General features: G+C 41.6%; 13 protein-coding genes and 1 pseudogene. 4 read left to right on the forward strand and 10 right to left on the reverse strand.

Annotated elements, in window-relative coordinates; genetic code table 11:
* The coding region (locus tag HP439_RS03525) for a hypothetical protein (protein WP_172388968.1) at nt 1–1,287 on the forward strand (1,287 nt) is incomplete at its 5' end.
* Here the strand turns inward: HP439_RS03525 and HP439_RS03530 are convergent.
* The 3 genes from HP439_RS03530 to HP439_RS03540 form a co-directional block, all read right to left on the reverse strand.
* Nucleotides 1,284–4,127, reverse strand: coding sequence for an MSCRAMM family protein (locus tag HP439_RS03530; protein ID WP_172388969.1), 2,844 nt, complete (start codon nt 4,125–4,127; stop codon nt 1,284–1,286). The genes HP439_RS03525 and HP439_RS03530 overlap by 4 nt on opposite strands.
* 76 nt (nt 4,128–4,203) lie before the next feature.
* Nucleotides 4,204–4,830: a LuxR C-terminal-related transcriptional regulator gene (locus HP439_RS03535; RefSeq protein ID WP_172388970.1), complete on the reverse strand. Its 627-nt coding sequence runs from the start codon at nt 4,828–4,830 to the stop codon at nt 4,204–4,206.
* Nucleotides 4,831–5,381: 551 nt separating this feature from the next.
* Entirely contained in the window at nt 5,382–6,572 is a 1,191-nt protein-coding gene (locus HP439_RS03540) for an ATP-binding protein (RefSeq protein ID WP_172388971.1), read from the reverse strand.
* A gap of 228 nt (nt 6,573–6,800) precedes the next feature.
* On the opposite strand from HP439_RS03540, the gene HP439_RS03545 reads away from it, so the two are divergent.
* Together HP439_RS03545 and HP439_RS03550 are read left to right on the forward strand one after the other, a co-directional pair.
* A complete protein-coding gene (locus HP439_RS03545; RefSeq protein WP_172388972.1) occupies nt 6,801–9,239 on the forward strand; it encodes a ThuA domain-containing protein in 2,439 nt (812 codons plus the stop codon).
* A gap of 120 nt (nt 9,240–9,359) precedes the next feature.
* Nucleotides 9,360–10,661: an ATP-binding protein gene (locus HP439_RS03550; protein ID WP_172388973.1), complete on the forward strand. Its 1,302-nt coding sequence runs from the start codon at nt 9,360–9,362 to the stop codon at nt 10,659–10,661.
* A 69-nt stretch (nt 10,662–10,730) separates the two neighbouring features.
* On the opposite strand, the gene HP439_RS03555 is transcribed toward HP439_RS03550, so the two are convergent.
* From HP439_RS03555 to HP439_RS03565, 4 genes and pseudogenes are all read right to left on the reverse strand, one after another.
* Nucleotides 10,731–12,500 (reverse strand): RagB/SusD family nutrient uptake outer membrane protein, encoded by a 1,770-nt coding sequence (locus tag HP439_RS03555; RefSeq protein ID WP_172388974.1) that lies wholly within the window; start codon nt 12,498–12,500, stop codon nt 10,731–10,733.
* A 12-nt stretch (nt 12,501–12,512) separates the two neighbouring features.
* Nucleotides 12,513–15,776: a SusC/RagA family TonB-linked outer membrane protein gene (locus HP439_RS03560; protein ID WP_172388975.1), complete on the reverse strand. Its 3,264-nt coding sequence runs from the start codon at nt 15,774–15,776 to the stop codon at nt 12,513–12,515.
* A gap of 496 nt (nt 15,777–16,272) precedes the next feature.
* Nucleotides 16,273–16,422 (reverse strand): annotated as a pseudogene (locus HP439_RS19700) (hypothetical protein); the annotation flags it as partial.
* 306 nt (nt 16,423–16,728) lie between these two features.
* Complete coding sequence (locus tag HP439_RS03565; RefSeq protein ID WP_172388976.1) at nt 16,729–17,988, reverse strand: hypothetical protein; 1,260 nt, start codon at nt 17,986–17,988, stop codon at nt 16,729–16,731.
* Between the two features lie 391 nt (nt 17,989–18,379).
* On the opposite strand from HP439_RS03565, the gene recG reads away from it, so the two are divergent.
* A complete protein-coding gene (gene recG / locus HP439_RS03570; RefSeq protein ID WP_172388977.1) occupies nt 18,380–20,485 on the forward strand; it encodes an ATP-dependent DNA helicase RecG in 2,106 nt (701 codons plus the stop codon).
* A 507-nt stretch (nt 20,486–20,992) separates the two neighbouring features.
* Here recG and hflX read toward each other — a convergent pair.
* The 3 genes from hflX to HP439_RS03585 all read right to left on the reverse strand — a co-directional run bounded on the left by hflX (nt 20,993) and on the right by HP439_RS03585 (nt 24,128).
* A complete protein-coding gene (hflX, locus tag HP439_RS03575; RefSeq protein ID WP_172388978.1) occupies nt 20,993–22,183 on the reverse strand; it encodes a GTPase HflX in 1,191 nt (396 codons plus the stop codon).
* 502 nt (nt 22,184–22,685) lie between these two features.
* On the reverse strand, nt 22,686–23,258 hold the full coding sequence (locus HP439_RS03580; RefSeq protein ID WP_172388979.1) for a Crp/Fnr family transcriptional regulator: 573 nt from the start codon (nt 23,256–23,258) through the stop codon (nt 22,686–22,688).
* 6 nt (nt 23,259–23,264) lie between these two features.
* Nucleotides 23,265–24,128: an SDR family oxidoreductase gene (locus HP439_RS03585; RefSeq protein ID WP_246229205.1), complete on the reverse strand. Its 864-nt coding sequence runs from the start codon at nt 24,126–24,128 to the stop codon at nt 23,265–23,267.
* Nucleotides 24,129–24,254: the final 126 nt, after the last annotated feature.

Raw genomic sequence — 24,254 nt, forward strand, 5'->3', positions numbered from 1 at the left:
CAACTTAATTCTTCTGTGGTAGTTGGCAACTATAGCCTCGGCGTGTCATTGCTACCAACATTTAGTGTTAAAGCTAACACGTCAAGTTTTTTGAAAAGTACCGGTGAAACAATTCCGCTTAACCGGATAAATATACGCCTTCTGTCGATCAACGGCCTACAACTATTGGGTATTCATACAGAAGTACCATTAACAACTGCGGCCCAACCTATTTATGTTGGCGTGTTGGGGGCGAACCTTGCATCAGGTCCAATTGTAGCAAACGTCCGGATCCCTACTTCCGGTTTCATCTGGAAACAAGGGCTGTATGTATCAAATGTTAGCTTTTCGGTCGGAGGGGTACTTATCCCGGGATCCATCGCCCCTTCTTCTCAGGCGCTCAATATTCAAATACCGGGATTTATTAGCGTGCAGCCCACCTTAGCTAAAGCAAGTTTAGTAATTGACGATTTAAATTATTATAGATCTGCCGGCGTTATTTCTGTAAACCAAATTATACCTGTTAGCACGACAGTTCCCTACGTTCCAAGTATAAGGGCGGAAGGTTCTCAATTTAATTTTAGTACATCGCTTCCGTATAATAGCTTGCCATTGTCTCCCGTTTCGGCTATTACCGTGGGGCTAACGTCTGTTTCCACAGGAACTCCTGTATCGCTGTCTACGAGCGATCAAGCGCTAACCACTCCTTCTGGTATTGCCCTTACGAGCAACAATCAGGTGCTAACGAATACCTATAGTATTAACGCAGTCCAGCTTACGAATAGTTTTTTGCAAGCTGGAACATATTTTCTTCCAGTTACCTATAGTTATAACGAATCAGTCGTTGGAAGTCCCGCCGGGGTTCCACAAGCGCAGGCAACTAGCGGCTTAGAAGTTCTTGTCAGCGACCTTGCCGAAATCGTAGCTAGTCAGCAGGTAATAAACCTAGATTTCAATACTGCTTTAGACTACGTTAATGGCGTCTCTGTTGATATTCCGACACATCTACGCGTTAGTAAAACAACCCCATATAATTTAACTGTTCGGTCGACCTCATCAGCCTTCAATTCCTTAGATAATAATATTCCATTGAGCGTTCTGCGAATCGGCCCGTCTGTCGCCCAAACAGATATGAATACAGTAACGCTCTCGGGTACCGCCCAACCCCTCATTGATAATGCAAATCCCGTGATTGATCGAAGCTTTGGCGTGCGCTTTAGTATTCCAGCTAGTCAGGCGGAGAAGCTTCTTGGTAAGCCTTCGGGAAACTATTCTGCAGATATTATTTTTAGTATAGTGGCACCTTAGAAGCGTTTAATTCCTATTTTTCGCCGCTCATCCTTATAAATAAAATCAGGAAGTTGAATGCTTTTTTGTTCACCTATATAAATACGTAAAGATGGATTCTTAATGGAAAAAGACATACCTCCGCTAGAAATAGAGAACGTATAGTTACCTTTGGGTAAGTAAAAGGTATAATTGCCATCTGCATCGCTTAAAGTTTGATATTCTCTATCGTGTCTGTCTACTGCGTTGATTCGTATGCCGGCAAGCGCCGGAGTTGTTTTATTATATTTATTGACAGCAACCGTTATGCGGCCATTGACCTTCTTTGTCTTGATAAGGGGTAGTTCTAATGTTCTATTTTTGGTTATAACGATATCAACAGGGCCTTGAGATACCCAGCCTTGGTTGTTTTGGATTTGGATGGAGTGCTTTCCGCCGTTGATGTTTAGAAATTTAACGTTCCCTCTACTATCAGTAACTGCACCTTGGCTACCTATCTTTACCAATACCCCTTCTGCAGGAAGTTCATCGTCTTCTTTTTCCTTGTTATTATTGACGTCTCCGTAGAGGGTTAATTGTAATTTATATCCTTTTTGTTTTCCTTTGCGTCCAAAGTGTTTCTCAATGCCTATCCGGATTTGGCGGTTATCAAATCTATAATTTGGAACGGGAGAAGAGCCTATCTGTTCTGAATTGTAGGTGTTATAGAAGTCGCTCGCTTTGATAACTGTGTAGTAGATTTGTCCGGTTAGATTCCAGTTGTTTTTAAGTTGCCAGCGAAGGTCTGCGTTTAAGGAGAAGTTGTTGGATTCGGAAAATCCATAGTGGCTATACATTGCGGCGGTTTGCGCTTGCAGTTTTCCGCCGAAAGCATAGAAATGTACATTGGGTCCGAATGTATAAATGCTATAGTCGGTCGCACGCGATATAGAGAATAGATCGCTTAAATAATAAGGTTTTAGTTGTATGAATGTACTAAATCCAAACCGTTGATAAGTGTAGTTCCCGGTTAGTCTTAGGGAATGGAACGCTGTATTTTCTTGGTCAGAAAGATGCAGGGAAGTGTAGCCATAATCGGTAAGCATTGAAAACCGGTGGCCTTTCGAAAAGAAATTGACATTCGCTGCGAGCCTCGCTGAACGGGAATGGGCAAGGGTAGGCGAAATAGTCTGACGAAACCAATTTTGATAGTTGGCAGTTTGTGCCATATAGTAGGGGCGGAGTTCCAGCTGTAGTTGTTTCAAGCCTAACAGGTATCCGATTTCGTAAATCTGAATGCGATTACTGTTGCTAGAGTAGAAGTTCGTATATCCATTTCGATAGGCAGGCTTATTGTCCATGTAACTTATTCTTGCTGTCAAGCGGTTTTTGTTTTCTAGGATCCTACTGATACGGGTGTCACTTTGGGAGAGCCCCCGACGGAGTCCCGAATAATAGGGGGAGCTGTAATAGTTTATGCTTGTTAGCTGGTAATTGCCGAACATATAATCGTAGTTTGCACCGATGGAACCACCGAGCTTGGTTTCGCTTAACTGTGAACGCTCTGAGCTAAGGCCGCCTTCGAGTACGAGCTCTCGGTTTTTCTCGAGTAGTAATCTTTTTTTTACGTTAGCTAAATCACTTTTTACACCTCTGAACGCCTCATTTCGATGAAGAAAAGTGATGCTTTTGCGCTCGTTGTATCGGGGACCCTCAGCATATCTTGCACCGAACGTTTCGCCGCCGTCAAGGAAATTAAACATCTCACTAAAAAGCATATATCTATTATCTACAGCATAGAGACTAATTGAACGCTCAGAATCAAATTTATAGCTTGCTTTTATCCCTCTACCATTTACAGATTGATCCAGATTTTCATAGATATTCCCAAGTTTAATACCCCAGTCTTTGCTCTGGTAATCTATATAAGAATCGTAGATGTTGAATCCGTTCTGTTGTTGGTAATAGTCTACAGTCATCCGGTAATCGAGTGTCCCTGCTTTGTGTACATCGATACCTCCATTCCCTTGTAGCTGGTATATCTGTGAATAGTTGCCCATATCGATGTACCGCATAGCGATGGAGTTTCGAAGCGGGAGATTTTGCAACGCGGTATTCGAACCAAATCTCTTTACACTCCCAGGACTTATAATACGCATCGAGCTGCTTGCAAGAACTTTTCCGGTGGAACCCAGTGCTTGTACGCGTAAATCAAAATCAGCGTCAACACGGGATACGGTGGAACTTGCCGTATAAGTGAGGAGGGTTTGCCCACCTGCAGGAAGCGTTAAGGGTAAAGATTCCCCAATGATCTCGAAGCCTGGCGGAAAACCGGAGAAGGAGGGTTGGATGGTCTGTGGGACAAGGCCAGTGTTTAGCAGCCGCAATAAAAGTTGTAACTGACCGGTCGCGGGATCAATATAATATTCCTGTTGCGCTGGTTTTATTGTTATCGGGCGCGCGTTTTGTAGTTTGGTGTAAAAGGTTTGTTCCGGTTGTATACTTATCTTAGGATCTTCTGAATCAAGGTGAATTGTGAAACGCTGAGTGACAGTAGTTACCGTTTGTCTGTTTGCCACATATTTTAAGGGGAAGGTTTTTGTTTCTGTTGCTTGAAGTATAATTTTTAGGGGTAGACTAATTATACCGCTGAGCGCCGTAGTGTTCTTTGCAGATGCCAATAGCACAATTTGTTTTTGTGTATGATTAGATATGGTTATTTTGTTGGAGAATGTTTGGGGACCCGATAAGGGAATCGAATCCATGGCGAAATGATAGGAAACGTCATAACGCTGCTGGCCAATTCCATTAGTAACGAAAGTGAGTGTCCAGAAGCAGGTTAATAAGAATGGCCAAAGGTATTGGTTTCTCAAATCGTTCATATCTTGGCAAAGATCATTGTAATGACAGTAATATTGAAATAAAGTAGGTCACATGCTTATGTTACTAATTTCTATTTTATACGGCTAATTGTGCTATTAGCTCGCCTTTGCTGTTGATATTGAGTTTTCTGTATACCCGCTTAACGTATATCCGTACAGTGTCTAAAGAGAGCTCGTAGCGATGAGCAATCATTTTGTAACTCATCCCTTCCACTATGCCGTTCGCTACCTGCATTTCTCTTGTCGTCAGCAGATCTTCGTATTTCTTGCTTTCTCTTAATTGGTTTATAAGAGCTCTTGAGATTTTGGGGCTGACATAGGATCCTCCCTGATGAATCGTTACTATCGCGTCTGTTAACAGGGGCATACAGGTTTGTTTGCATAGGTAACTGATAGCACCGTTGCGGAAGGATTTGCGGACCGTGGCAATGTCTTGAATTTTCGTAGCCACGATAACGTCAATATTTGGATATATTCTCTTAATCTGCTCAACGGTTCGGAAGTCTTGCTGTTCGATATCGAGAATCAAAAGATCTGGAAGTGGTGGTCGTTGTATTTTCGACGGGCTTAATTTCTCACTCTCAAAAAGTATGTCGATAGTAAGGTTCTTGTTTTCGGTATTATATTCGCTCACTAAGCGATTAATATCTTTACGCGCATGCTCGTCGATATCAATAATTCCGATTTTAATTGTTTCATTCATAGTGTCATGGTCAGCGCAAGCAAGATTTTACAGATTTTTTTGTAGTCATATGATATACTAACAGCAATAGTTAGTATTTGTTCCTTAATTCGAAATGGAGTGTCGCTTAAGGGATTTCAACTTTATTTATCAGCATTGTTGAACCCTACGAGCAAGTTGCTGAAAAATGTTTATTAAAGCAAATTAGAACGGTTATTTGCTTTCCTATATTGGTATTTTTATAACGATAATATAATCCTACTGTTTCTAGACTATCAATTTTGACGATCAAATAGAAGGACGCACCATATAATTAGTCTCCCAATCAAGATAACTGCAAGCGGATATAGGAAGAACCATCGAAATGACCAGTATTGCCGTTTGCTCATTCCTCTAAAAAACCTCATTCGTTTCATAGCAGTAAAACAACGTATGATGTCATTCGTTTGACTACCGTTCGATTTCCTTCCAATTCAGGAAAATCTAATACTTTTTACTTTCGTAACCGAGACAAATGGGGGCATTATCTTATTGTATTTTATTTTTCCGAAAAGTGTCTATCAATTTAAAAATTAATACATAAATCCAAAAAGCCAAACTGGAATTACATTTCCAAAGCCTATCTCAACTCCGTCTTTGGCTACGTAGGCGTTTTTTGTATTTGCTATTTGCTTTTTACTTTTATTTTTTCCTCCAATTTCAAAGGTGTAGGTTTTATCAATTATGAAATCTGCTGTTTCTGAAAGATTTATTTCATGTAATCCTTTGAATTGATTTAAGAAAAACGTCTCACGAACATTTCCTATGTTCGTATTGTCTTTTGCTAGGGAATACATTAGGTTGCTATTGTTCAAATACAATTTTTCTGGTTTGGTCAACACTCCAATACCCGAAGTGTCTTTATAGAGTTCACTGACAAGTCCGGCTCGTTCGAGAATTTTTATGCTTTGCACCAGCAAATTTCGAGATACCCCTATTTTCTCGCTCAATTTGGTGATATTGGGTGTGAACGGTGCGCTCGAAGCGACCGTGATGAGCAATTTTTTCAATTTGATCAATGTGTCGTATTGTAGATCTTCTACGGCGTTGATATCTATTTCGATGATGAGATTAATAGTGTTTTGCAATTTCTGGATATAATGAGCTTCATTTTCTTTGTAGTATGGATAAGCTCCTATTTTTAGGTATTTTTCGAATAATGGTAAAGGTTTTATTTCTGTCAGAATTTTTGTTGCGATGGTATTGTGATTTTTTAAAATTTCGGTCAGTGTGTAAGAGGAAAATGTTTCATTGGTTTCAAAAGTAATAAACTCTCTAAAGGACATTTCTTTGAGATAGTACGAGACTGCTCTTCGGCTTAAATCTGATTCGGATTTATATATTTCGAGCATAGAGGACGAAGTGAAAATAACAGCAAGCTCAGGGAAATTGTCGTAAATCAGTTTTATCTCTCTTGACCAGTTGGGGTATTTATGGACTTCATCGAGTAGTAGATGCGTTCCTCCGAACTGAGTAAATTGTTTCGCCAAATCATAAAGTTTATTTTCAAAAAAGTAAATATGATCGAGACTTATGTACAATGTTGATTGTAATGGTAAGTTCAGTTTTGCTAGCTGCAAAAGTAAAGTCGTTTTTCCAGCACCTCTTGCGCCTTTTATCACAATAAGGCGATTATTTAAGTCGATTTTATCAATAAGATAACGTTGTATATTTAACGATACACGGGTTATTTTTATTTGAAACTCTAGTAATAATTCTTCCATATTGCTTTCTTTATAAAGCAAATATACTATTTTTTGTTAACTATAGAAAGCAATTTTATATAACTATTGCTTTGTGAGAAAAGCAATAGTCGACCAATTTGTGTGCTGTCGGAACGATTTTTTATCGATTTTAGGGCTTTTTCAAGAAACTTAAATTTTGATGCAACAGAACTCAAATTATTTTTGCAAATTTAAGATCGAAACCTAAACACGTATAACAACAGTCACATGAATAAAACTCTATTGTCGATCCCTGTTGCACTGCTCCTTTTTGCAGCGATTTTTAGTTCTTGCCAAAAGACGCGGTCAGGAACACCCCGGATCCTTGTTTATAGTAATGATAGTACTTTTTCGGATGCGAGACAGTCTGCTTTTGTATCTCTAGAAAAGTTAGGGCAACAGCACGATTTCCTTGTAGATACAACCTCCGATGCAGCACTTTTTGTTGAAGACTCCTTAATGAATTATTCGGCTGTTGTCTTTTTGAATACCCTTGGAGATGCCTTAAACAATTATCAAGAAGCCGATTTCCAGCGCTATATAAATGCCGGGGGAGGATTTGTCGGAGTACATTCAGCTGCAAATACAGAAATAGACTGGGGATGGTACGGAAGACTCGTGGGCGGTTATTTCTCTGATGTATCAACTGATGCGAAAGAAGGTAGTATTGTTGTTGTAGACAAAAAGCACGCAGCTAGTGAAACGATTCCGGAAGGGTGGAGAATAAAGGATGAGTGGTATGTTTTTAAAGAGTTCTATGATAAGGTGAATGTGTTGTTAACTGTGGAGACTGACGTTTTTGCGCCTCAGGTTGACAAGGCGCCCGTATCGTGGTATCACGATTATGATGGCGGAAGGTCATTCTATACCAGCATAGGAGGTCAAGCCTCGAATTATTCAGACCCTACTTTTTTAGAGCATCTGCTTGGCGGTATTAAATACGCAATTGGAAATAATCCGGAGCTGGACTATAGTAAAGCGACCACACTTCGCGTTCCTGCCGCTGAAGGATTTCAAAAGGTCTCTATGGCCGAGGGAGAATTTTATGAGCCAACCGAAATGGCTATTCTTCCCAATTTAGATATACTTATTGCGCAACGCCGCGGTGAATTGATATTATTCAACAAGGAGTCAAACTCGGTTAACCAAGTCGGTTTATTAGATGTTTATCACGAGACTCAGGTTCCAAATGTAAACGCTGAGGAGGGGTTTATGGGTCTAACTATCGATCCCGATTTCGCCAATAACAACTATATTTATACGTTCTATAGTCCGAAGGACACCTCTGTGAATAGGCTTTCACGCTTCGTTTTTAAAAATAACAAGCTTGACATGTCTTCCGAGAAAATTATATTGCAGTTTTACTCGCAGCGCGATATATGCTGCCACACAGGAGGATCGTTAGCTTTCGGCAAAGACAATATTTTGTTTCTTTCCACAGGCGACAATTCGACGCCATTTGATGAACCGGGTGAAAAGTACGTTAGCAAAGGATATTCGCCGCGAGATTTAAGACCAGGTCATGAACAGTACGATGTGTCGCGTAGCTCGGCCAACACAAACGATTTACGTGGCAAAGTCTTGCGTATTAAGATTAATGCTGACGGTTCCTATGATATTCCAGAAGGTAACTTGTTTGCTCCAGGAACGGAAAAAACGAAGCCAGAAATCTACGCAATGGGTATGCGCAATCCGTATCGGATTTCTATAGATAAGAAAACCGGATACTTGTATTGGGGAGATGTAGGCCCCGACGCCAGTGAGGATGGTGAAAAAAGGGGGCCTAGGGGATATGATGAGGTGAATCAAGCACGTACCGCGGGATTTTTTGGCTGGCCATTTTTTATTGGCAACAATTATTCATATTATGAATTCAATTATGGCACTGGAGAGAGTGGCTCAACTTATGATCCTCAAAAGCCGGTTAACAATTCTCCGAATAATACTGGGCTTACGGAGCTTCCTTCGGCCAGACCGGCGTTCATTTGGTATCCTTATGCCGCTTCACCCGACTTCCCTCAGGTCGCGTCTGGTGGACGAAACGCGATGGCGGGACCAGTATATTATACAGAGCTTTACCCGAGCGAATCGCGTTATCCCGATTATTATGACGGAAAGTTAATCATCTATGACTGGATTCGAGGATGGGTAAAAGCGGTCTCAATGCTACCTAATGGAGACTTCAACAAGATGGAGCCGTTTATCCCGCAGATCAAATTTAATTCTCCAATTGATATGGAGGTAGGACCAGATGGGAAAATATATGTTCTGGAATATGGTAGTGGCTGGTTTAGTAAGAATGAAGATTCGGGACTTGCCCGAATAGACTATTCAGCGAATCCTGCAGCAAAGGTGAGCGCAGGGGCTGCTGGGGCGCAGGCAGGAAACACCACGATGGGTCATCAACAACCTGTAATGGCCAAGGGCGAAAGCTTGATAGCTGCTTCCGATTGTAAATCCTGCCATTCGGTGGACAAAAAATCGGTCGGTCCTACGTATAAAGCTGTTGCGGAGCGTTACCGTGATAATAAAGACGCCTCAGATTTATTGACAAAGAAAATTATGAATGGCGGAAGCGGAAACTGGGGTGAAGTGGCCATGGCGGCTCACCCTGGATTAGAGGAAAGCGATGTAAAAGAAATGGTTTCATGGATACTGTCTCTATAAGAGCTGTGTTCTAGAACATTAAAGTAAAATAAAAAACTCCTTCAGAAAAGTGTTGATGTCAACAAAAACTCGTACGAATAAATGTTAAATATTACATAAACTCGTACGAGTTTATGTGATATGAGACGACAAGCATTAGCATATTTACAGGAATGGAAAGTAGGTAAAAGCCGAAAACCTTTGCTGATCTGGGGGGCTAGACAAGTCGGCAAGACGTGGGTAATGAAGGAATTTGGTAATAGTAATTACGAGCGCGTTGCATACGTCAACTTGGAAAGCAATCCCCTTGTTCGGGACTTATTTCTTGTCGATTTTGACACTGCGCGTATTATAGCCGGTATTCAGATTTCAACTGGAGTTATTATTGACCCAAAGAATACATTAATCATCATAGATGAAATACAAGAGTCCGCTGAAGCAGTAACTGCATTAAAATATTTTCAAGAGAACGCCCAGGAATATCATATTATATGCGCGGGCTCACTTTTAGGGGTTGTCTTAAACCGACACAGGTCTTTTCCAGTGGGGAAGGTGGATTTCTTGGATATGTATCCTTTAAGCTTTCATGAGTTTTTAGAGGCGATTGATCAAACTCCTCTGAAACAACTGTTAACGCAAAACAATTGGACGCTGGCACAGTCATTTTCCTCGAAGTACAAAGAGCTGTTGCGCGTATATTATTATATCGGGGGAATGCCTGAGGAGGTATTGGCATATAAGGAAAATCTTGATTTTTCAGAAATACGCGCTATTCAAAATCGAATTTTGGTATCCTATGAACAAGACTTTTCAAAATATGCACCCACAGCAATAGTTCCTAGAATTCGGAGTCTATGGCATTCGATTCCTGCGCAATTGGCTAAAGAAAATAAAAAATTTATTTATGGCATAATTCGTCAAGGCTCACGTGCTAAAGATTATGAATTGGCGTTGACATGGCTCATCGATTGCGGGTTGGTACAACAAGTTTTCAGAGTTACCAAGCCGGCATTACCGCTTAAAGCTTATGAAGACTTTGGGATTTTCAAGCTGTTTATGGTTGATGTCGGATTGCTTGGAGCGATGTCTGCGTTGGATGCTCAAACCATATTGCAAGGAGACCATATTTTTCAAGAATTTAAAGGCGCGTTAACAGAACAATACGTTGCACAACAATTGGCTACTCGAAAGGATATTAGCTTGCATTATTGGTCCGCCGAAAATGGAAGCTCAGAGATAGACTTTTTAGTTCAAATTCAAAATAAGATTATTCCAGTTGAGGTGAAAGCCGAAGAAAATCTACATGCAAAAAGCTTACGTGTATATTGTACGAAATATAATCCGGAGTTGGCTATCCGAACTTCGATGAGCAATTATCGTAAGGAGAGTTGGATGACAAATCTACCCTTGTATGCGATAGGAGGCATGAACATAGATAGTTAATCAGAAACCACCTGTCGATATAGAAATTCTATACTGACAGGTGATTCAGACTTATCAAGAGGGCAAATTTTATTCCATTGTCGGATTAAATTCTCCTCCCCAGTTGTTGTTTTGTTTTACCGCGGGACTCTTATCGAGAACTGACTGCTGTATTGGAAAGAAGTAGTAGGTCTCTGGTACTCTGGAAATTTTCTCTCCGGTGTTTGGCACCTGAAGAACAGAATAGCGGAATTGGTTTTCGACAAGCTGGTATTCATCAGCTAATGCTTTAGCAGCCGTAAGACTCATATCAGTCCCGTTTGCATTGATTGCGATAGCTTCCACTCCATGTTTAGTGCTTCCGTCAAGAAGATCTAGTTTACGCATACGGCGTAAATCCCAGAATCTGTGCCCTTCGAAACAGAATTCGATATTCCTTTCAGCTAGAATAGCATCACGTATACTTGCCTTGCTAGAAGCATCAATGCCGTAAAGACCGTTAGCACCGGACTCTATTCCTGCACGCTCTCGAATTTGTTTGAGCATATCTATCGCTGTCGCTTGGTCGCCCGTTTCATTCGCTGTCTCGGCGTAGTTAAGCATAACCTCGGCGAAGCGCATCAAGACAAAATCTACGTCATATTGTGTTTGCACCTCTGTTTGCTTTAATGATAACTTGCTGTTTTTAAGGATGAAAAATCCGCTATAACGCGAGAGATTTGTTGAGCTTACGTTTGCTTTGGGATTAACCCCAAAATCATCTAGGGCGTCCGCGATACCCAGTGCGGTATACTGTCGTTTACCTGTTTTTCCCGATACTTCGTACAACTTACCATTCCAAACAACGGATTTTTCAAATCTTGGATCCCTATTCTCCCAATAACTCTGTAGGAACTCTTCTTCTGTTTTGTGATAAGCGCTTGTAGGGTCACTATAAAGCTTTCCATCTTTCATCGGAAAGGTTTTGAGAAAATCCCAATTCGGAACAGCATTAGCTGTACCGCGACTTTCTGACCCCGGACGTACACCGTTGTCCCAATTTCCTACTTTGTTTGGGTATGAATTAATGACGGCAAACACTACCTCTGGGCCTTTTTCACTAAGGGTGATGTTCGAATAGTCTGGAGTGAGCGCATATCCTTCTGCTTTGAGCTGTTCGTATGCTGCTTTGTTTGCGATATTAGCTTCTGCCCAGTAGGCGTTGCCAAAAGGATTTGATGGATTGAATTGTGGCGAAGCCTTATATAGGAGGACTTTTGCTTTAAATGCCGCAGCGAAGTTACCGTCAATCCGACCATAATCATCCGAACCTTTGCCAATTGTTTTGGGTAAAAGGGCAATTGCGTCATCCAGATCCTTAACTATAAGCTCGAAGCATTCTTTTGTACTGTTACGAGGAACCGAAAGCTCGTCGTTCTTTAAGTCTTGCGTTGCGGTGATATAGGGAACACCGCCATGGTGCTTTACCATATCGAAGTAAGCATAGGCGCGCATAAAAAGTGCTTGTCCAGTGACATTGTTTTTCTCTTCGTCGGATAATCCCGTACTGAGGGCAACCTTCTCGATCGCTGTGTTTATCTCGCGTATCTCTGTATAGTCCCAAGATTTGAGGGTTCCGTTTGCGATGGTAACATAGTTACTCGTAAATTCAAGTTCCACCAGCTGCTCGCTATATCGGTCAGCGATGGTTTCCCAGTTACCAAAAATCGCGTATAGGTTCGCTAGGTACGCATTTACCAGGTTGGGGTCGTTCCAGACCTGCTCTTCGTCTAATGACTGCAGGTCGTCAATCTCTAATTCTGACTTACATGATTGAAGCAGAACAAAAGATGCTAATAGAATATATAATGACTTTTTCATGTGACTTGCTTTTTAAAATTTAACGTCTAAACCTAGGGTATATGTTTTCATGACGGGATAGGAGTCGTAGTTGAGTTGTTCAGGATCTTGGAACTCGGTCATTGGTGAAATCACAAAAAGGTTCGACCCGTTGAAGAATACGTTAACATTTTTGAGCTTGATATGTTCGGTCCATGTGCTTGGTAGTGCATACGATACATTTAGGTCACGTAGGCGCATATAAGCCCCGTTGCGGATCCAAAATGTTGAAGGCATACTGCCTGACTCGGCCCAGTTTTTACCAACTACTGCAGGATATTTCGCATCAGGATTGTCTTTTATCCATACGTCGTCAGCCCAAATAGGGTAGTAGGGACGGAAGGTACTCCCATGTTGACGTATACCACCACCTTCTTGGTTACTGATCATGCGGTCATATTTTAATACGCCTTGTAACAACGCTGAAACAGATATACCCTTCCAGCTTGCGTTTAACGCAAGACCGTAGTTGTAGCGAGGAGAATTGTCGAGGGAGAGCAAATCTTCATCGTTTTCATCAATCTTTCCGTCAGGCCCATCTGCGAAGTCTGCACCGCGTATATCTTTATAGAGTATCATCCCTAGATATGGATCACGACCATAGGTGGTGAATCCGTCAGCGACTAATTGATCGAGCTGGTCCTGGGTACGTACTAGGTCGATCGCTGTTAGTCCTATCAAACGGTTATGCGGACGCCCGACACGAGACCTAAAGTGTTGGTTGCCGTCAGGACCCCAAGCGGGTTCCTCATCGTATATGTCCCATCTATCTACTGCATAGCCCATATTTGCGCTTACTCCGTAGGATACTTCTCCGATTTGGTCAGCCCAATTTAAACTAAGCTCACCTCCTCGGTAGCTACGCGCCGCGTAGTTTTCCTTGGCGAGTGTTCTTCCGTAGGTATCTGGCAAGGTAATCGTTCGGCTTGCTAGGATATCGGTTTCCTCACGCTTGAAGACGTCTAATGTTCCCGAGAGTTTTCCTTTGAGGAAGGCGAAGTCTAGACCAGCATTATAACTTTTGGACGTTGTCCAGGTGACAAACGGGTTCGGTGTATCACCGTATTGCAAACCATTGTAGTAACGGTCGCCGAAGATAAACCCGTTGGTTGTGTGGTATTTTTCGGCATAGGTAAACGCCCCGATCGGTTCTGCTAACTCATCAAGGAAGTTACCTGTGGTACCATATGATGCCCGAAGCTTTAGGTCGCTTACCGTGTTTTTTAGATCTGCAAAGAAGTTCTCCTCGGAGATCCGCCAGGCAGCAGATACTGATGGGAAAAATCCCCAACGTTTCTCTTCGGGGAAGAGTACCGTTCCGTCATAACGGAAGGAGAATTCCGCAATGTACTTGTCTGCATAGTTATAGTTTGCCCGACCTACTATCGCCTGGCGAGCATCGATTTCCTCAATGCCACCTGTTTCGCGGAAGTTACGATCGGTCGGGTAGACAAAAAATTGATCGAGTCCGGTGATCGGGTTTTCTCCACGGGAAGTGATCTCCGTTAGTCCGTTCTTCCACTGCTCGAAAACTAATGTCCCGTCAACGTTATGTTTGCCGAATGTTTTCGAGTAGTTCAAAAACCAGTTTAACTGGTATTCCCAGCGACGCTCTGTATTGTAGTCCATAAAAGGTTGCGACTGGGAGAAGGTGAATACGTTTACTTTATCTTCATCTGGTGGCGCAGGGATAAAACGATTTCCTTCGGGATCCAGTGATTGGAAGGTGTAGTTTTTCTGGAAGCTCATATAGCGCTTGCGCAGGTAGTCCTGAGCGATGTAGCTTCCTACTAATTTTGTAGAAAGTCCTGGAACAAGTTTATCCAGTTTGAGATTTAACGATAGGATCGGATTTACCTGACGCACTTTTCGATCGATGTAGCGATCGCCGTTCACTTGGTCAATTACGTTCCATGCTTGCCAGGTACCCATTGGCGTCTGGACAGGGAATGGTGTTTTCTCGCTTGTTGGGTTACCGGAGGCATCTGTATAGAATGGATACATTTTTGGCCAATTGAATGTAACGCGGTAAAAATCAGATACGTCGAAATCATCGTCATTTGCTGATGTGCTGAACGGCCAGAAGAACCGGTTAGAGTTTTGTTGATTGGCCGAGATATTAAGATCGATACTGAAAGCGTCGGATATTTTCGCCGACACATTACTGCGGATATTGAATTTTTCGTGATCTAGGGACTCGTACGAACCGTTTTCACCACGGTAGCTTACCAAAGCATAGTAGGTAATATTATCTCCTCCACCATTTACGCTGACCGATTGACGGTGGCTAAATGGGTTTCGCCAAATGACGTCGTTGGCGTTATAACTACGATTCTGGAAATAGGCAAATTCTTCCTCTCCGTTTGGAACTGGGAGTCCCTGGAATTCTGCTACTCTGTTTTGATAGATAAGTTCATCGGTCGCCGTGGTCAGATCTGCAAGAAGCGTTTGGGTTGGCGTGTTGAAGGTGTAGTTGCTCTGAACATTAAATACAGGTGCTTGAGCAATACCTTTTTTCGTTGTTACTACGACAACACCGTTACCCGCACGTGTACCATATACGGCTGCAGCCGCCGCATCTTTAAGGAAGCTCATTTGGTCCACTTCATTTGCTTCTAAAACGTCGAATGCCGCTTTATCGCGTACAATACCATCGATAACGTATAAAGGTTCGGCAAAGCTACCCCGCATACGTACCTTTGAAGACGCACCTGCCATACCTGAAGTATTGGTGACATTCACGCCTGGCGCTCTACCGGCAAGCGTGTTGGAAAGGTTGGATGTTGGTATGTTTTTTAGATCATCTGCTTTCACGGTTGTGATAGCTCCTGTAATGCTTCCTTTTCGCTGGGTACCGTATCCGACGACTACAACTTCTTCGATAGCGCTTTCATCACTTTGGAGGCTGATAGTAAGCGTTTTTTGATCGCTTAGCGTGATCTGTTGCGGCATGTATCCAACGAAACTAATAACGACAATATCGCCTGGAGATGCTTGCAAGGTGAATTTTCCAGAAGCATCGGATGAAGTCGCCGTGGACGTTCCTTGAATCGCTATGGTTGCTCCAGTGATGGGTTGTCCATTCTGGTCGGTCACAGTACCGGTTATGTTTTGCTGGCTCGAAGGTTGGTTGGTTAATAACCTGTCGCCCGGCGAGAGGCTGGGCAACGCGGCTGCAGTATTGTGCATACTGAGCAGTAGACAAAGCCCCAATGCGCTTAAAGGCCTCGCCGCAGATAGAAATGCGTTTTTTTTCATATTTAGTTAGTTTAAACAAACGGTCGTAGCTATGTACTATGATTATGTTCGTTCAGATTGTTAGTAGTTTTTAGATTAGTTTGTCTGGGTACGTGTTTTATGCGGCTTGAGCTATGGATTAATGCACGCCCATGCAGTTTGCGTCTATACCTCAGATCTTTACGGAGGTTTTGGGTAGTTCTTTTTCATTTCGGTTTAGTGTGTATTGAAATGTGTGATTTCAAAAATTGATGGAAATTATGCAAACGATTTCGCAACGGCAAATTGCCGAAGTGTGCGGTTTTCGTGAACAGCTATTTATTTACCTTGTGTGTTTAGATTTTAACTATAAACAAAAAACAAACGATTGCGCTAATTTGGAAAAGTGCAATTTTCGTTTGGGGGTTTTGCGATTGTGTAATGGACTCACAGAGAAACGAGGAATTATTCAGCAGGATAACAGGGCGCGGTGTTATTATCCTTCAATTACTACATAATCAGAACTTAACTAACTTGCCTATTCCCGCTGCTCTTTTATCCTTGACAGATATAAGTGTTGTAAACCAAGGCTGTCTTCGATTAAAGACATCATACCCTCATATCTCATAAATTCGCCCTCAATTTCGGACGTTTTGATCGCTTTAGAAATTAAGAGTTCCAGTAAAGCTTTTTGTTTGAGCTCTTAGTTCAACCTCAAGAGAAGCCCATTCACCAAGCCCAGTTCGTGTGCAAACGAAATCAAAATTTCTTGTAACCTATCCACACGAAGTAAGTGAATTTAGGGCAGTTTTTATCTTTCCAAACAAAGCTGATGCGCCGATTAGAAAGCATAATTGGCTCAATTAATTGGACTATTGAGGTTACGCTGAGATATAAGCGGGAAAAGAAAAGGCGGTTCTTTATTTTTTATAAAGAACCGCCGTGAGAATGTTCAGCTAAGCAATTGCATAAGCTGAACATTGATAAAGCGAGATTAGCCCGCGTTTACCTTATAGAAACCAGAAACCGTTCCGCCCGCAGTTACATTAAATAGCGGTGTTGCTGCGATTCCATCGAGCCCGTAGTAGCCATTGGTCAAGCCGTCTTTGGTGTTAACGCGTAAAAGAATTTTATCATCAATTTCGATTACACTAAATGCAGCACCCGGATTTTTTATCGAGGGTACGCCGGTTATTTGTGTTTTTTCTTTACTTGCGATATCAAACTGGTAGAAGTCCCAAACGTCTTCAGAATCCAAATTTCCGTTGGGGCCTTCTGTTAAGATGGCGTTTGGAACGACTGTAATTATTTTCCCTCCTTTAGCAAACACGGATACAAATTTCCCTCCTGAGAAGATATCGTCCATATTCAAGCTCCATTCTGGGTCGATATCATTCTCGTCTGCTTTGATCCGGACGATTTTCGATTTGCCACCAGTCGATGTTTTACCCTGGGTCACAATATAAAGATCTCCATTGTCATCGGTGTCGTACATGTTGTTATCGTTGATATGTGCAATTGATCCTGTGTCTTCTATTTTAATTGTTTTTTCGTATTGGAGAGTCTCAATGTCGATCACGGCGATATACACATCTTGGAAATAGTCATCCCAAATTCCTTTTTGCGCACCGTCAGTCTTCGCGTAGGTGATATTAGCATATAGCTTTCCGTTCTTTACAGCGAGGAATTTTTGTCCTATAGACTTATAAAGAATAGCCTGATCATCTACTCCACGCTCGTTGATTGCATCTTCCAACTTGATTTCACCTGTTCGGGCCATAGTCGCTGGGTCAAACGTTTGGATGTCTAATGGATTCGCTCCATCGAAATAAAATCCCTGCGTTTCACTTGCAATCACAAAGTTTCCTGATCCGCTAGTAGTTTGTTCGGTCTTAATGAAGCCCGCCGGTGATATTTTTCCTTCAGCATCCACTACCAGTTCTTCTATCCCCAGCTCGGCTGCAGTAGTGTTGAACATTTTGAATAATCTGTTATCATGCGGACGCCAGCCACCGAAGCCAAGCCCCTGTAGGCTCCCGGTAGCGTTGTTTACAATTTCTCCTGACGGAAACTCACTAAACGCTGTCGCATAACCGGGCTTATCCGCGGATGTTTCGGTAGTAGTAATTAGAATATATTTGTCTGAGACTTCTGGATCCGGATTAATAGGATTTACGGGATTGTTGTTTTCTACGCAGCTAGTAAAAATTCCAGTAGCTAGTAAGAGTGTTGCAGTTAATTTGTTTACGTTCATATTGTTATGTGTCTTTTTTTTTAAAAGGCCTTAGCAGAATTTTAAAACGAAATCCTATGATGTATTGAGTTCAAGCTAATGGTCATCATTCGTTTTTCTTCTGTACCCGTCAAAATAATTTTTCTAAGAATGGCGGGCGTCTTCGAATACCGATAAATTTATGAAATTTATATTAATTTGACCGTTTAAAGCAAATACATTGCCAATCCAGACTATTTAAACGTAAAGGCGGCTCAATATAACCAAACTAAATAAGATTTATCATTGAGGCATCGGCGGCGATAATGACCGATTGCGCTAATATACGTTAAAGAATTAAGGAGGTAAACGCTTTGTTATCGTTCTAGGGTATATGAATGCTAATATTTTCTTATTTTAGCCTGCAACAGGCATGGCTGAATTATCCGTAATTACACCGATAGAATACCTTAAGGGCATTGGCCCCCAAAAGGGTGATGTGCTCAAAAAAGAGCTACAGTTATTCACTATTGGCGATTTATTGCAATATTACCCTTTCCGTTACATCGACCGAACTGAATTTCATAAAATTAGGAACGTGGACGCCAACATGATTGGCGCCCAGGTGGTAGGTCGATTAGTTGGGTTGCAGGAGAAAGGTGAAAAAAGGGGGAAGCGACTCGTTGGGCAGTTTCGGGATGAAACGGGGAGCATTGAGCTCGTCTGGTTTCAAAGTATAAGTTGGCTTAAGAAGAGTCTTCAGGTGGGCGCTGTTTATGTGATGTACGGAAAACCGTCCGAGTTTAATGGTCAAATATCGGTTACCCACCCAGAAATGGAACTTTTTAATTCTGGCGAGCAGAAAATCGGGAACCAGACTATGCAGCCTGTGTATTCTTCGACTGAAAAGCTCAAGAAATTTAATTTGGACACCAAAGGCATTCAGAAGTTGCAGCAGTTTGCGCTGGAATTGCTTTATCGGACCTTAGAAGATATCCTTCCCGAAGACATCATTGTTAGCCATAAACTTATCAGTTATCAGAAAGCTTTGTTGTCCATTCATTTTCCGCAAAATGTGGAGGATTTAAATGCGGCAATTCGGAGGCTTAAGTTTGAAGAACTTTTTTTTATTCAACTCAGGCTCCTTCGCAACAAACAGTTAAATACCCAGAAGTATAAAGGACATCTGTTTACGAAAGTTGGTGAAAAGTTTAATACTTTTTTTAATGAACGGCTGCCCTTTCCTCTTACTGGTGCCCAGAAGCGCGTGGTGAAAGAAATCAGACTTGACACGAATACCGGCGCACAGATGAACAGATTGGTTCAAGGAGATGTAGGATCGGGAAAGACTGTGGTTGCCCTATTGAGTATGTTACTGGCTATCGATAATGGTTATCAGGCATGTATGATGGCACCGACGGAGATTTTAGCGCAACAGCATTATGCTGGTCTTTCCGCATTATTAGGGGATGGAATCTGTAGCGTGCGTTTGCTTACTGGATCCACCCCAATTAAACAGCGGCGTATTATTCACCAGGAGCTTGAAGAGGGAAAGCTCGACATCTTGATCGGAACCCATGCGCTAATTGAAGATAAAGTGAAGTTTAAGAATATAGGCTTTGTAGTTATCGACGAGCAACATCGCTTTGGCGTCGAACAGCGGGCAAAGTTATGGCGAAAAAATGTAATTCCTCCACATATGCTTGTCATGACAGCGACCCCTATTCCTCGAACCTTGGCGATGACGATGTATGGCGACCTTGATATTTCTGTTATTGATGAGCTCCCCGCTGGGCGTAAGCCCATCAAAACGGTTCATTTTTTTGAAAACCAACGGCTGCGCGTCTTCGGATTCATGCGTGATGAGATTGCCAAAGGCAGGCAGGTTTATGTGGTTTTTCCTCTAATTAAGGAAAGTGAAAAACTCGATCTTCTTTATTTAGAGGCGGGACTTGAAAATTTACAACGGGAGTTTCCACTACCGACCTTTAAGATTAGTATTGTGCACGGAAAGATGACCGTGAAAGAGAAGGATTTCGAGATGCAGCGCTTTGTCAAGGGAGAAACCCAGATTATGGTTGCGACGACTGTTATTGAAGTAGGCGTGAATGTTCCGAATGCTTCGGTAATGGTGATCGAAAATTCGGAACGTTTTGGTCTTTCCCAACTTCACCAGTTGCGTGGCAGGGTAGGCCGTGGCGCGGAACAATCGTTTTGTGTGCTGATGTCCGGAAATAAACTTTCTAAAGAAGGGAGGACACGACTTGAAACAATGGTGCGGACTTCGGATGGCTTTGAGATTGCCGAAGTGGATCTGCAGCTTCGGGGTCCTGGAGACCTTTCAGGCACCCAACAGTCGGGTGTATTAGAGATGAAGATTGCGAACCTAGCTACGGATCAAGCTCTTTTGAATGAGGCGCGCAACAGAGTAATTGCAATTTTTAAAGAAGACCCAAATTTAAGCCTTCCAAAAAATCAAAAGCTAGCCATTTACCTTAATCAAAGGAGTCCTGGAATATCGTGGGATAAGATTTCCTAATACAAGACGTCTGATAATAAGTCTGTTATCTATTCCGTACTTATCGTAACTTAGACAGCCGTTAAAATAATGATTCTTTTAATTGATGATGATCCGGGGTTCTAGAATCGACCCTGATCAGAAAACGAGCAGATCTTTTATCAGTTTTACCGCAACTAGGGCTAAGCTTACGGGTGCAGATATATCTATGTTCTATCTTTCATATTTTACCAGATGCTTGATGTTAAGGACTACTGTCTAGACTGCAACACATCGAAGCTGGAATATAATCAACTAAAATAAAAGTTTCATGTATATCGTAAACTCTATATATAGGTTGTTATTACTTGTCCTTTTGTCAACCATAACTATTTAAATCGTGTTTTTCAACCGACGGTTATCGCATGTAAAAGTTAATGGCCTTCGGGGTCCCGTTGCAAAGCGTTCCCAAACGATTCTGCCTCGAGAGTATATAAAAATACGTCGAGGCAGAAATTGTCTAATTTCTATAAAAAGAGAGTGAGTTTTCTAGTACAGAAGGTTATTGTAAGGATAACGTTTCATATGCAAGTTTTTTACGATTTCGTAAAGCTTTTCTCGGAACTCTTCCACATTCACTTTGTCTGTTGCAGAGATGAAAATTGCAGGGTCAGAATTTTTAGCCATCCAAGAATTTTTGAAATCTTCGAGTGTCACTTTAATTTCTTCCCCGTTCTCATCTTCGTCTACGGGCGGTTTGTAAGCATCTATTTTATTGAACACGGTCACGATAGGCTTGTCGAGTGCGTCTAGATCTTTTAGCGTTTCGTTGACAGCCTGAATATGGTCTTCAAAGTTCGGGTGCGATATATCGACAACGTGAATAAGAATATCCGCTTCTCGAACTTCGTCTAATGTTGATTTAAAACATTCAACTAAATGGTGAGGTAGTTTGCGGATGAATCCAACAGTGTCAGACATTAGAAACGGGAGGTTGTCGATGACAACTTTACGTACAGTTGTATCAAGTGTCGCAAAAAGTTTGTTTTCGATCAGTACATCAGATTTCGAAATCAGATTCATGATCGTTGACTTTCCGACATTGGTATAGCCTACAAGGGCTGTACGGATGAGTTCACCCCGATTTTTCCGCTGCGTTTCATTTTGTTTGTCGATTTGCTTCAAACGTTCTTTAAATACAGAAATCTTGTTTAAGATCATCCGCCTATCGGATTCTATCTGGCTTTCCCCAGGTCCACGCATCCCGATCCCTCCTCGTTGACGTTCAAGGTGGGTCCACATGCGTGTGAGTCGAGGAAGTAAATACTGCAATTGTGCGAGTTCTACTTGTGTTTTCGCTTGAGCGGTTTTTGCATGCCGAGCGAAAATATCGAGAATGAGATTCGAACGATCGAGAATCTTCACCTGGAACTCTTTTTCTATGTTCCGAAGTTGCGAAGGGGAGAGTTCATCGTCAAATACAACAATGTCTATTTCTTCGGCAATGATGTATTGTTTGATTTCTTCCATCTTACCACTACCAATAAAGGTTGCGCGGTCTGGATACGCTAGCTTCTGCGTGAAGATTCCTTTGGTTATTCCTCCCGCGGTCTCCACGAGAAATTCCAGTTCTTCTAAGTATTCGCGTGCTTTAGCTTCAGTGTTATCTGGGGTTATTACTGAAACTAGTACCGCTGTTTCAGGTTTTACCGCTGTATCGTATATTTTAGTTACTGCCATGTATTATCTTGATGCTGTTCTATAGCGAACAGTAAAACAAAGGTAATTGTTTTTTAGCGAACGGTAATTATCTCTATGGAAAATGGAATGAACTATTGCGTTACGACATATTTACATAACACAGTGTTATCAAAATCGTATAGCAATTTCATGCAATTTGAAAGTTAAACTTTCAGATTACACAGTTTTTTGAATATACCAGCTTGGGATCCAAGACCATTATCTTTCGATATTCTTACACCATAAGACTGGCGTTAAAAGTTACATCCTTCTACTAAGGAAATAGATACGCTCCGTCTCGTACGCAACGGACATTTCTGAAATCGGTTTCAATATCCTTTGATCCGAGCATCGATACATCAATTACCGCCTTATCCACATTATCTCCAATACTCGCTTTATAATAGTAAGCTCCTGTTAGCGAGGTAGCGGTTTACTTTTGCCACAAACAAAAAATCGGATAGCCTTGGGTTATCCGATTTTAAAGTTTTTTACTTGAAATTTACTTATTGATATTTTTCCTGATTCTGCTTAAGGAGGTGGCGGTAATCCCTAAGTAAGAAGCGATATAAGTAAGCGGTATCCTATTTGCTAAATTGGGGAAGTTTTTCAAGAAATCTAAATATCGGGTTTTAGCATCCGTATTCAATTTTGGCTGCACCAAGTTAACTTTATCAAGCAGGGTTTTTATGGTAATTTTTTGGATGATTTTGTCCCACTCAATAATAGTGGTGGACAACTCTTTGAAACGCTCATACGAGAATGCAATTAGCACGCAATCTGAAACCGCCCGTATGTAGATCATAGAAGTGATTTTGCTGTTGAAACTTTCTAGGTCCACAACAAAGTGGTTTTCATCTACAAAATGATGCACGATTTCTTCGCCCTTGTTATTATAGTAACAAATCATCAAAACGCCTTCCTGCACAAAGGCAATTTGGCGGGCAACTTTTCCGGCTTCTGAAAAATATTCGCCTTTCGGCAAATTTTTTTCTTCCGCTTTGACTTTAACCAAATTAATTTGATTTTGATTCAATTGCCCGAATTGTAACAAATAGTTAATCAGTTCCTCCATAATCCCTTATTCAAAAAAAAGCCTTTTCGTATCAGCCATTACAGATTCCAAGCCTTCTTTCTTTAAGCGTTCGCATTTCTGTATAGCGTCATTCCCTGCAAAGTAATATAATTGTTTGTTATCATCGGTCACGGCCCCGTAAACAACTTTTGCGATGTCTTCTGGCTTATCAGCAACAGAATCTACATCGGACATTAACTTGCCCATATAATTATTGAAATCTGTCTGATAGTCCGGTTCAAAAGCCATATCGGCATTACCTAAGAAGGATGTTTGCATGGAACTGGGCACGATTGTCTTAATAGAAACGCCAACTTTCTCCAGTTCAAAACTCATGCTTGCCGTCCACATTTCCAAAGCAGCCTTGGTTGCGGCATAAACAGCTATAAAAGGCTCAGGAATATAAGCAGCGATAGAACTCGTAGAAATAATAATTCCATCTTTTCTTTTCTTGAAATAAGGAAGAAATGCTTTGGTGACGAGAATTGTTCCTAAAAAATTCGTGTTTATCTGTCGTTGGATCTGTTCGGTAGATGTAGCTTCAAGGTCGCCGCCTAGCGCATACCCGGCATTGTTATACAATACGTCCACCGAACTTATCTGTTCAGCTTTTGCAGCAATATCTCTGATTTGACTTGCGTTACAGATGTCCAATTGCAAAAGGTGTACATTTGGCAATTGAGAAAGTTCCGTTTCTTTTTCTGGATTTCGCAGCGTGGCAATGACGGTCCATCCTTTTGCTGCAAATAATTTTGCAGTTGCTTTTCCTAATCCTGAAGAAGCTCCCGTAATAAAAATTGTCTTGCTCATTTTTTCGTCTTTAATTTCTTCTACAAAGGTCAAACCTTTAAAATCTCCAGGACTTGCCATTTGGCAAGAAGTATTTTAGCGAATAAAGTCAGTGAAATCCCGCTTTTGAATGGTAATGTCCTCCACGGTCTGCTTCTGTTTTCGAGCAGACTGAATTTATCAAGTCTCTTTTATTGAGGATAGGAG

This window comes from Sphingobacterium shayense (assembly GCF_013179575.1).
GTDB lineage: Bacteria > Bacteroidota > Bacteroidia > Sphingobacteriales > Sphingobacteriaceae > Sphingobacterium > Sphingobacterium shayense.

What these genes read in the sequence shown, in the direction of transcription:
- HP439_RS03530 (WP_172388969.1), bottom strand. Translation starts at nt 4,127, where the DNA reads ATGAACGATTTGAGAAACCAATACCTTTGGCCATTCTTATTAACCTGC.
- HP439_RS03535 (WP_172388970.1), bottom strand. Translation starts at nt 4,830, where the DNA reads ATGAATGAAACAATTAAAATCGGAATTATTGATATCGACGAGCATGCG.
- HP439_RS03540 (WP_172388971.1), bottom strand. Translation starts at nt 6,572, where the DNA reads ATGGAAGAATTATTACTAGAGTTTCAAATAAAAATAACCCGTGTATCG.
- HP439_RS03545 (WP_172388972.1), top strand. Translation starts at nt 6,801, where the DNA reads ATGAATAAAACTCTATTGTCGATCCCTGTTGCACTGCTCCTTTTTGCA.
- HP439_RS03550 (WP_172388973.1), top strand. Translation starts at nt 9,360, where the DNA reads ATGAGACGACAAGCATTAGCATATTTACAGGAATGGAAAGTAGGTAAA.
- HP439_RS03555 (WP_172388974.1), bottom strand. Translation starts at nt 12,500, where the DNA reads ATGAAAAAGTCATTATATATTCTATTAGCATCTTTTGTTCTGCTTCAA.
- HP439_RS03560 (WP_172388975.1), bottom strand. Translation starts at nt 15,776, where the DNA reads ATGAAAAAAAACGCATTTCTATCTGCGGCGAGGCCTTTAAGCGCATTG.
- HP439_RS03565 (WP_172388976.1), bottom strand. Translation starts at nt 17,988, where the DNA reads ATGAACGTAAACAAATTAACTGCAACACTCTTACTAGCTACTGGAATT.
- recG (WP_172388977.1), top strand. Translation starts at nt 18,380, where the DNA reads ATGGCTGAATTATCCGTAATTACACCGATAGAATACCTTAAGGGCATT.
- hflX (WP_172388978.1), bottom strand. Translation starts at nt 22,183, where the DNA reads ATGGCAGTAACTAAAATATACGATACAGCGGTAAAACCTGAAACAGCG.
- HP439_RS03580 (WP_172388979.1), bottom strand. Translation starts at nt 23,258, where the DNA reads ATGGAGGAACTGATTAACTATTTGTTACAATTCGGGCAATTGAATCAA.
- HP439_RS03585 (WP_246229205.1), bottom strand. Translation starts at nt 24,128, where the DNA reads ATGGCAAGTCCTGGAGATTTTAAAGGTTTGACCTTTGTAGAAGAAATT.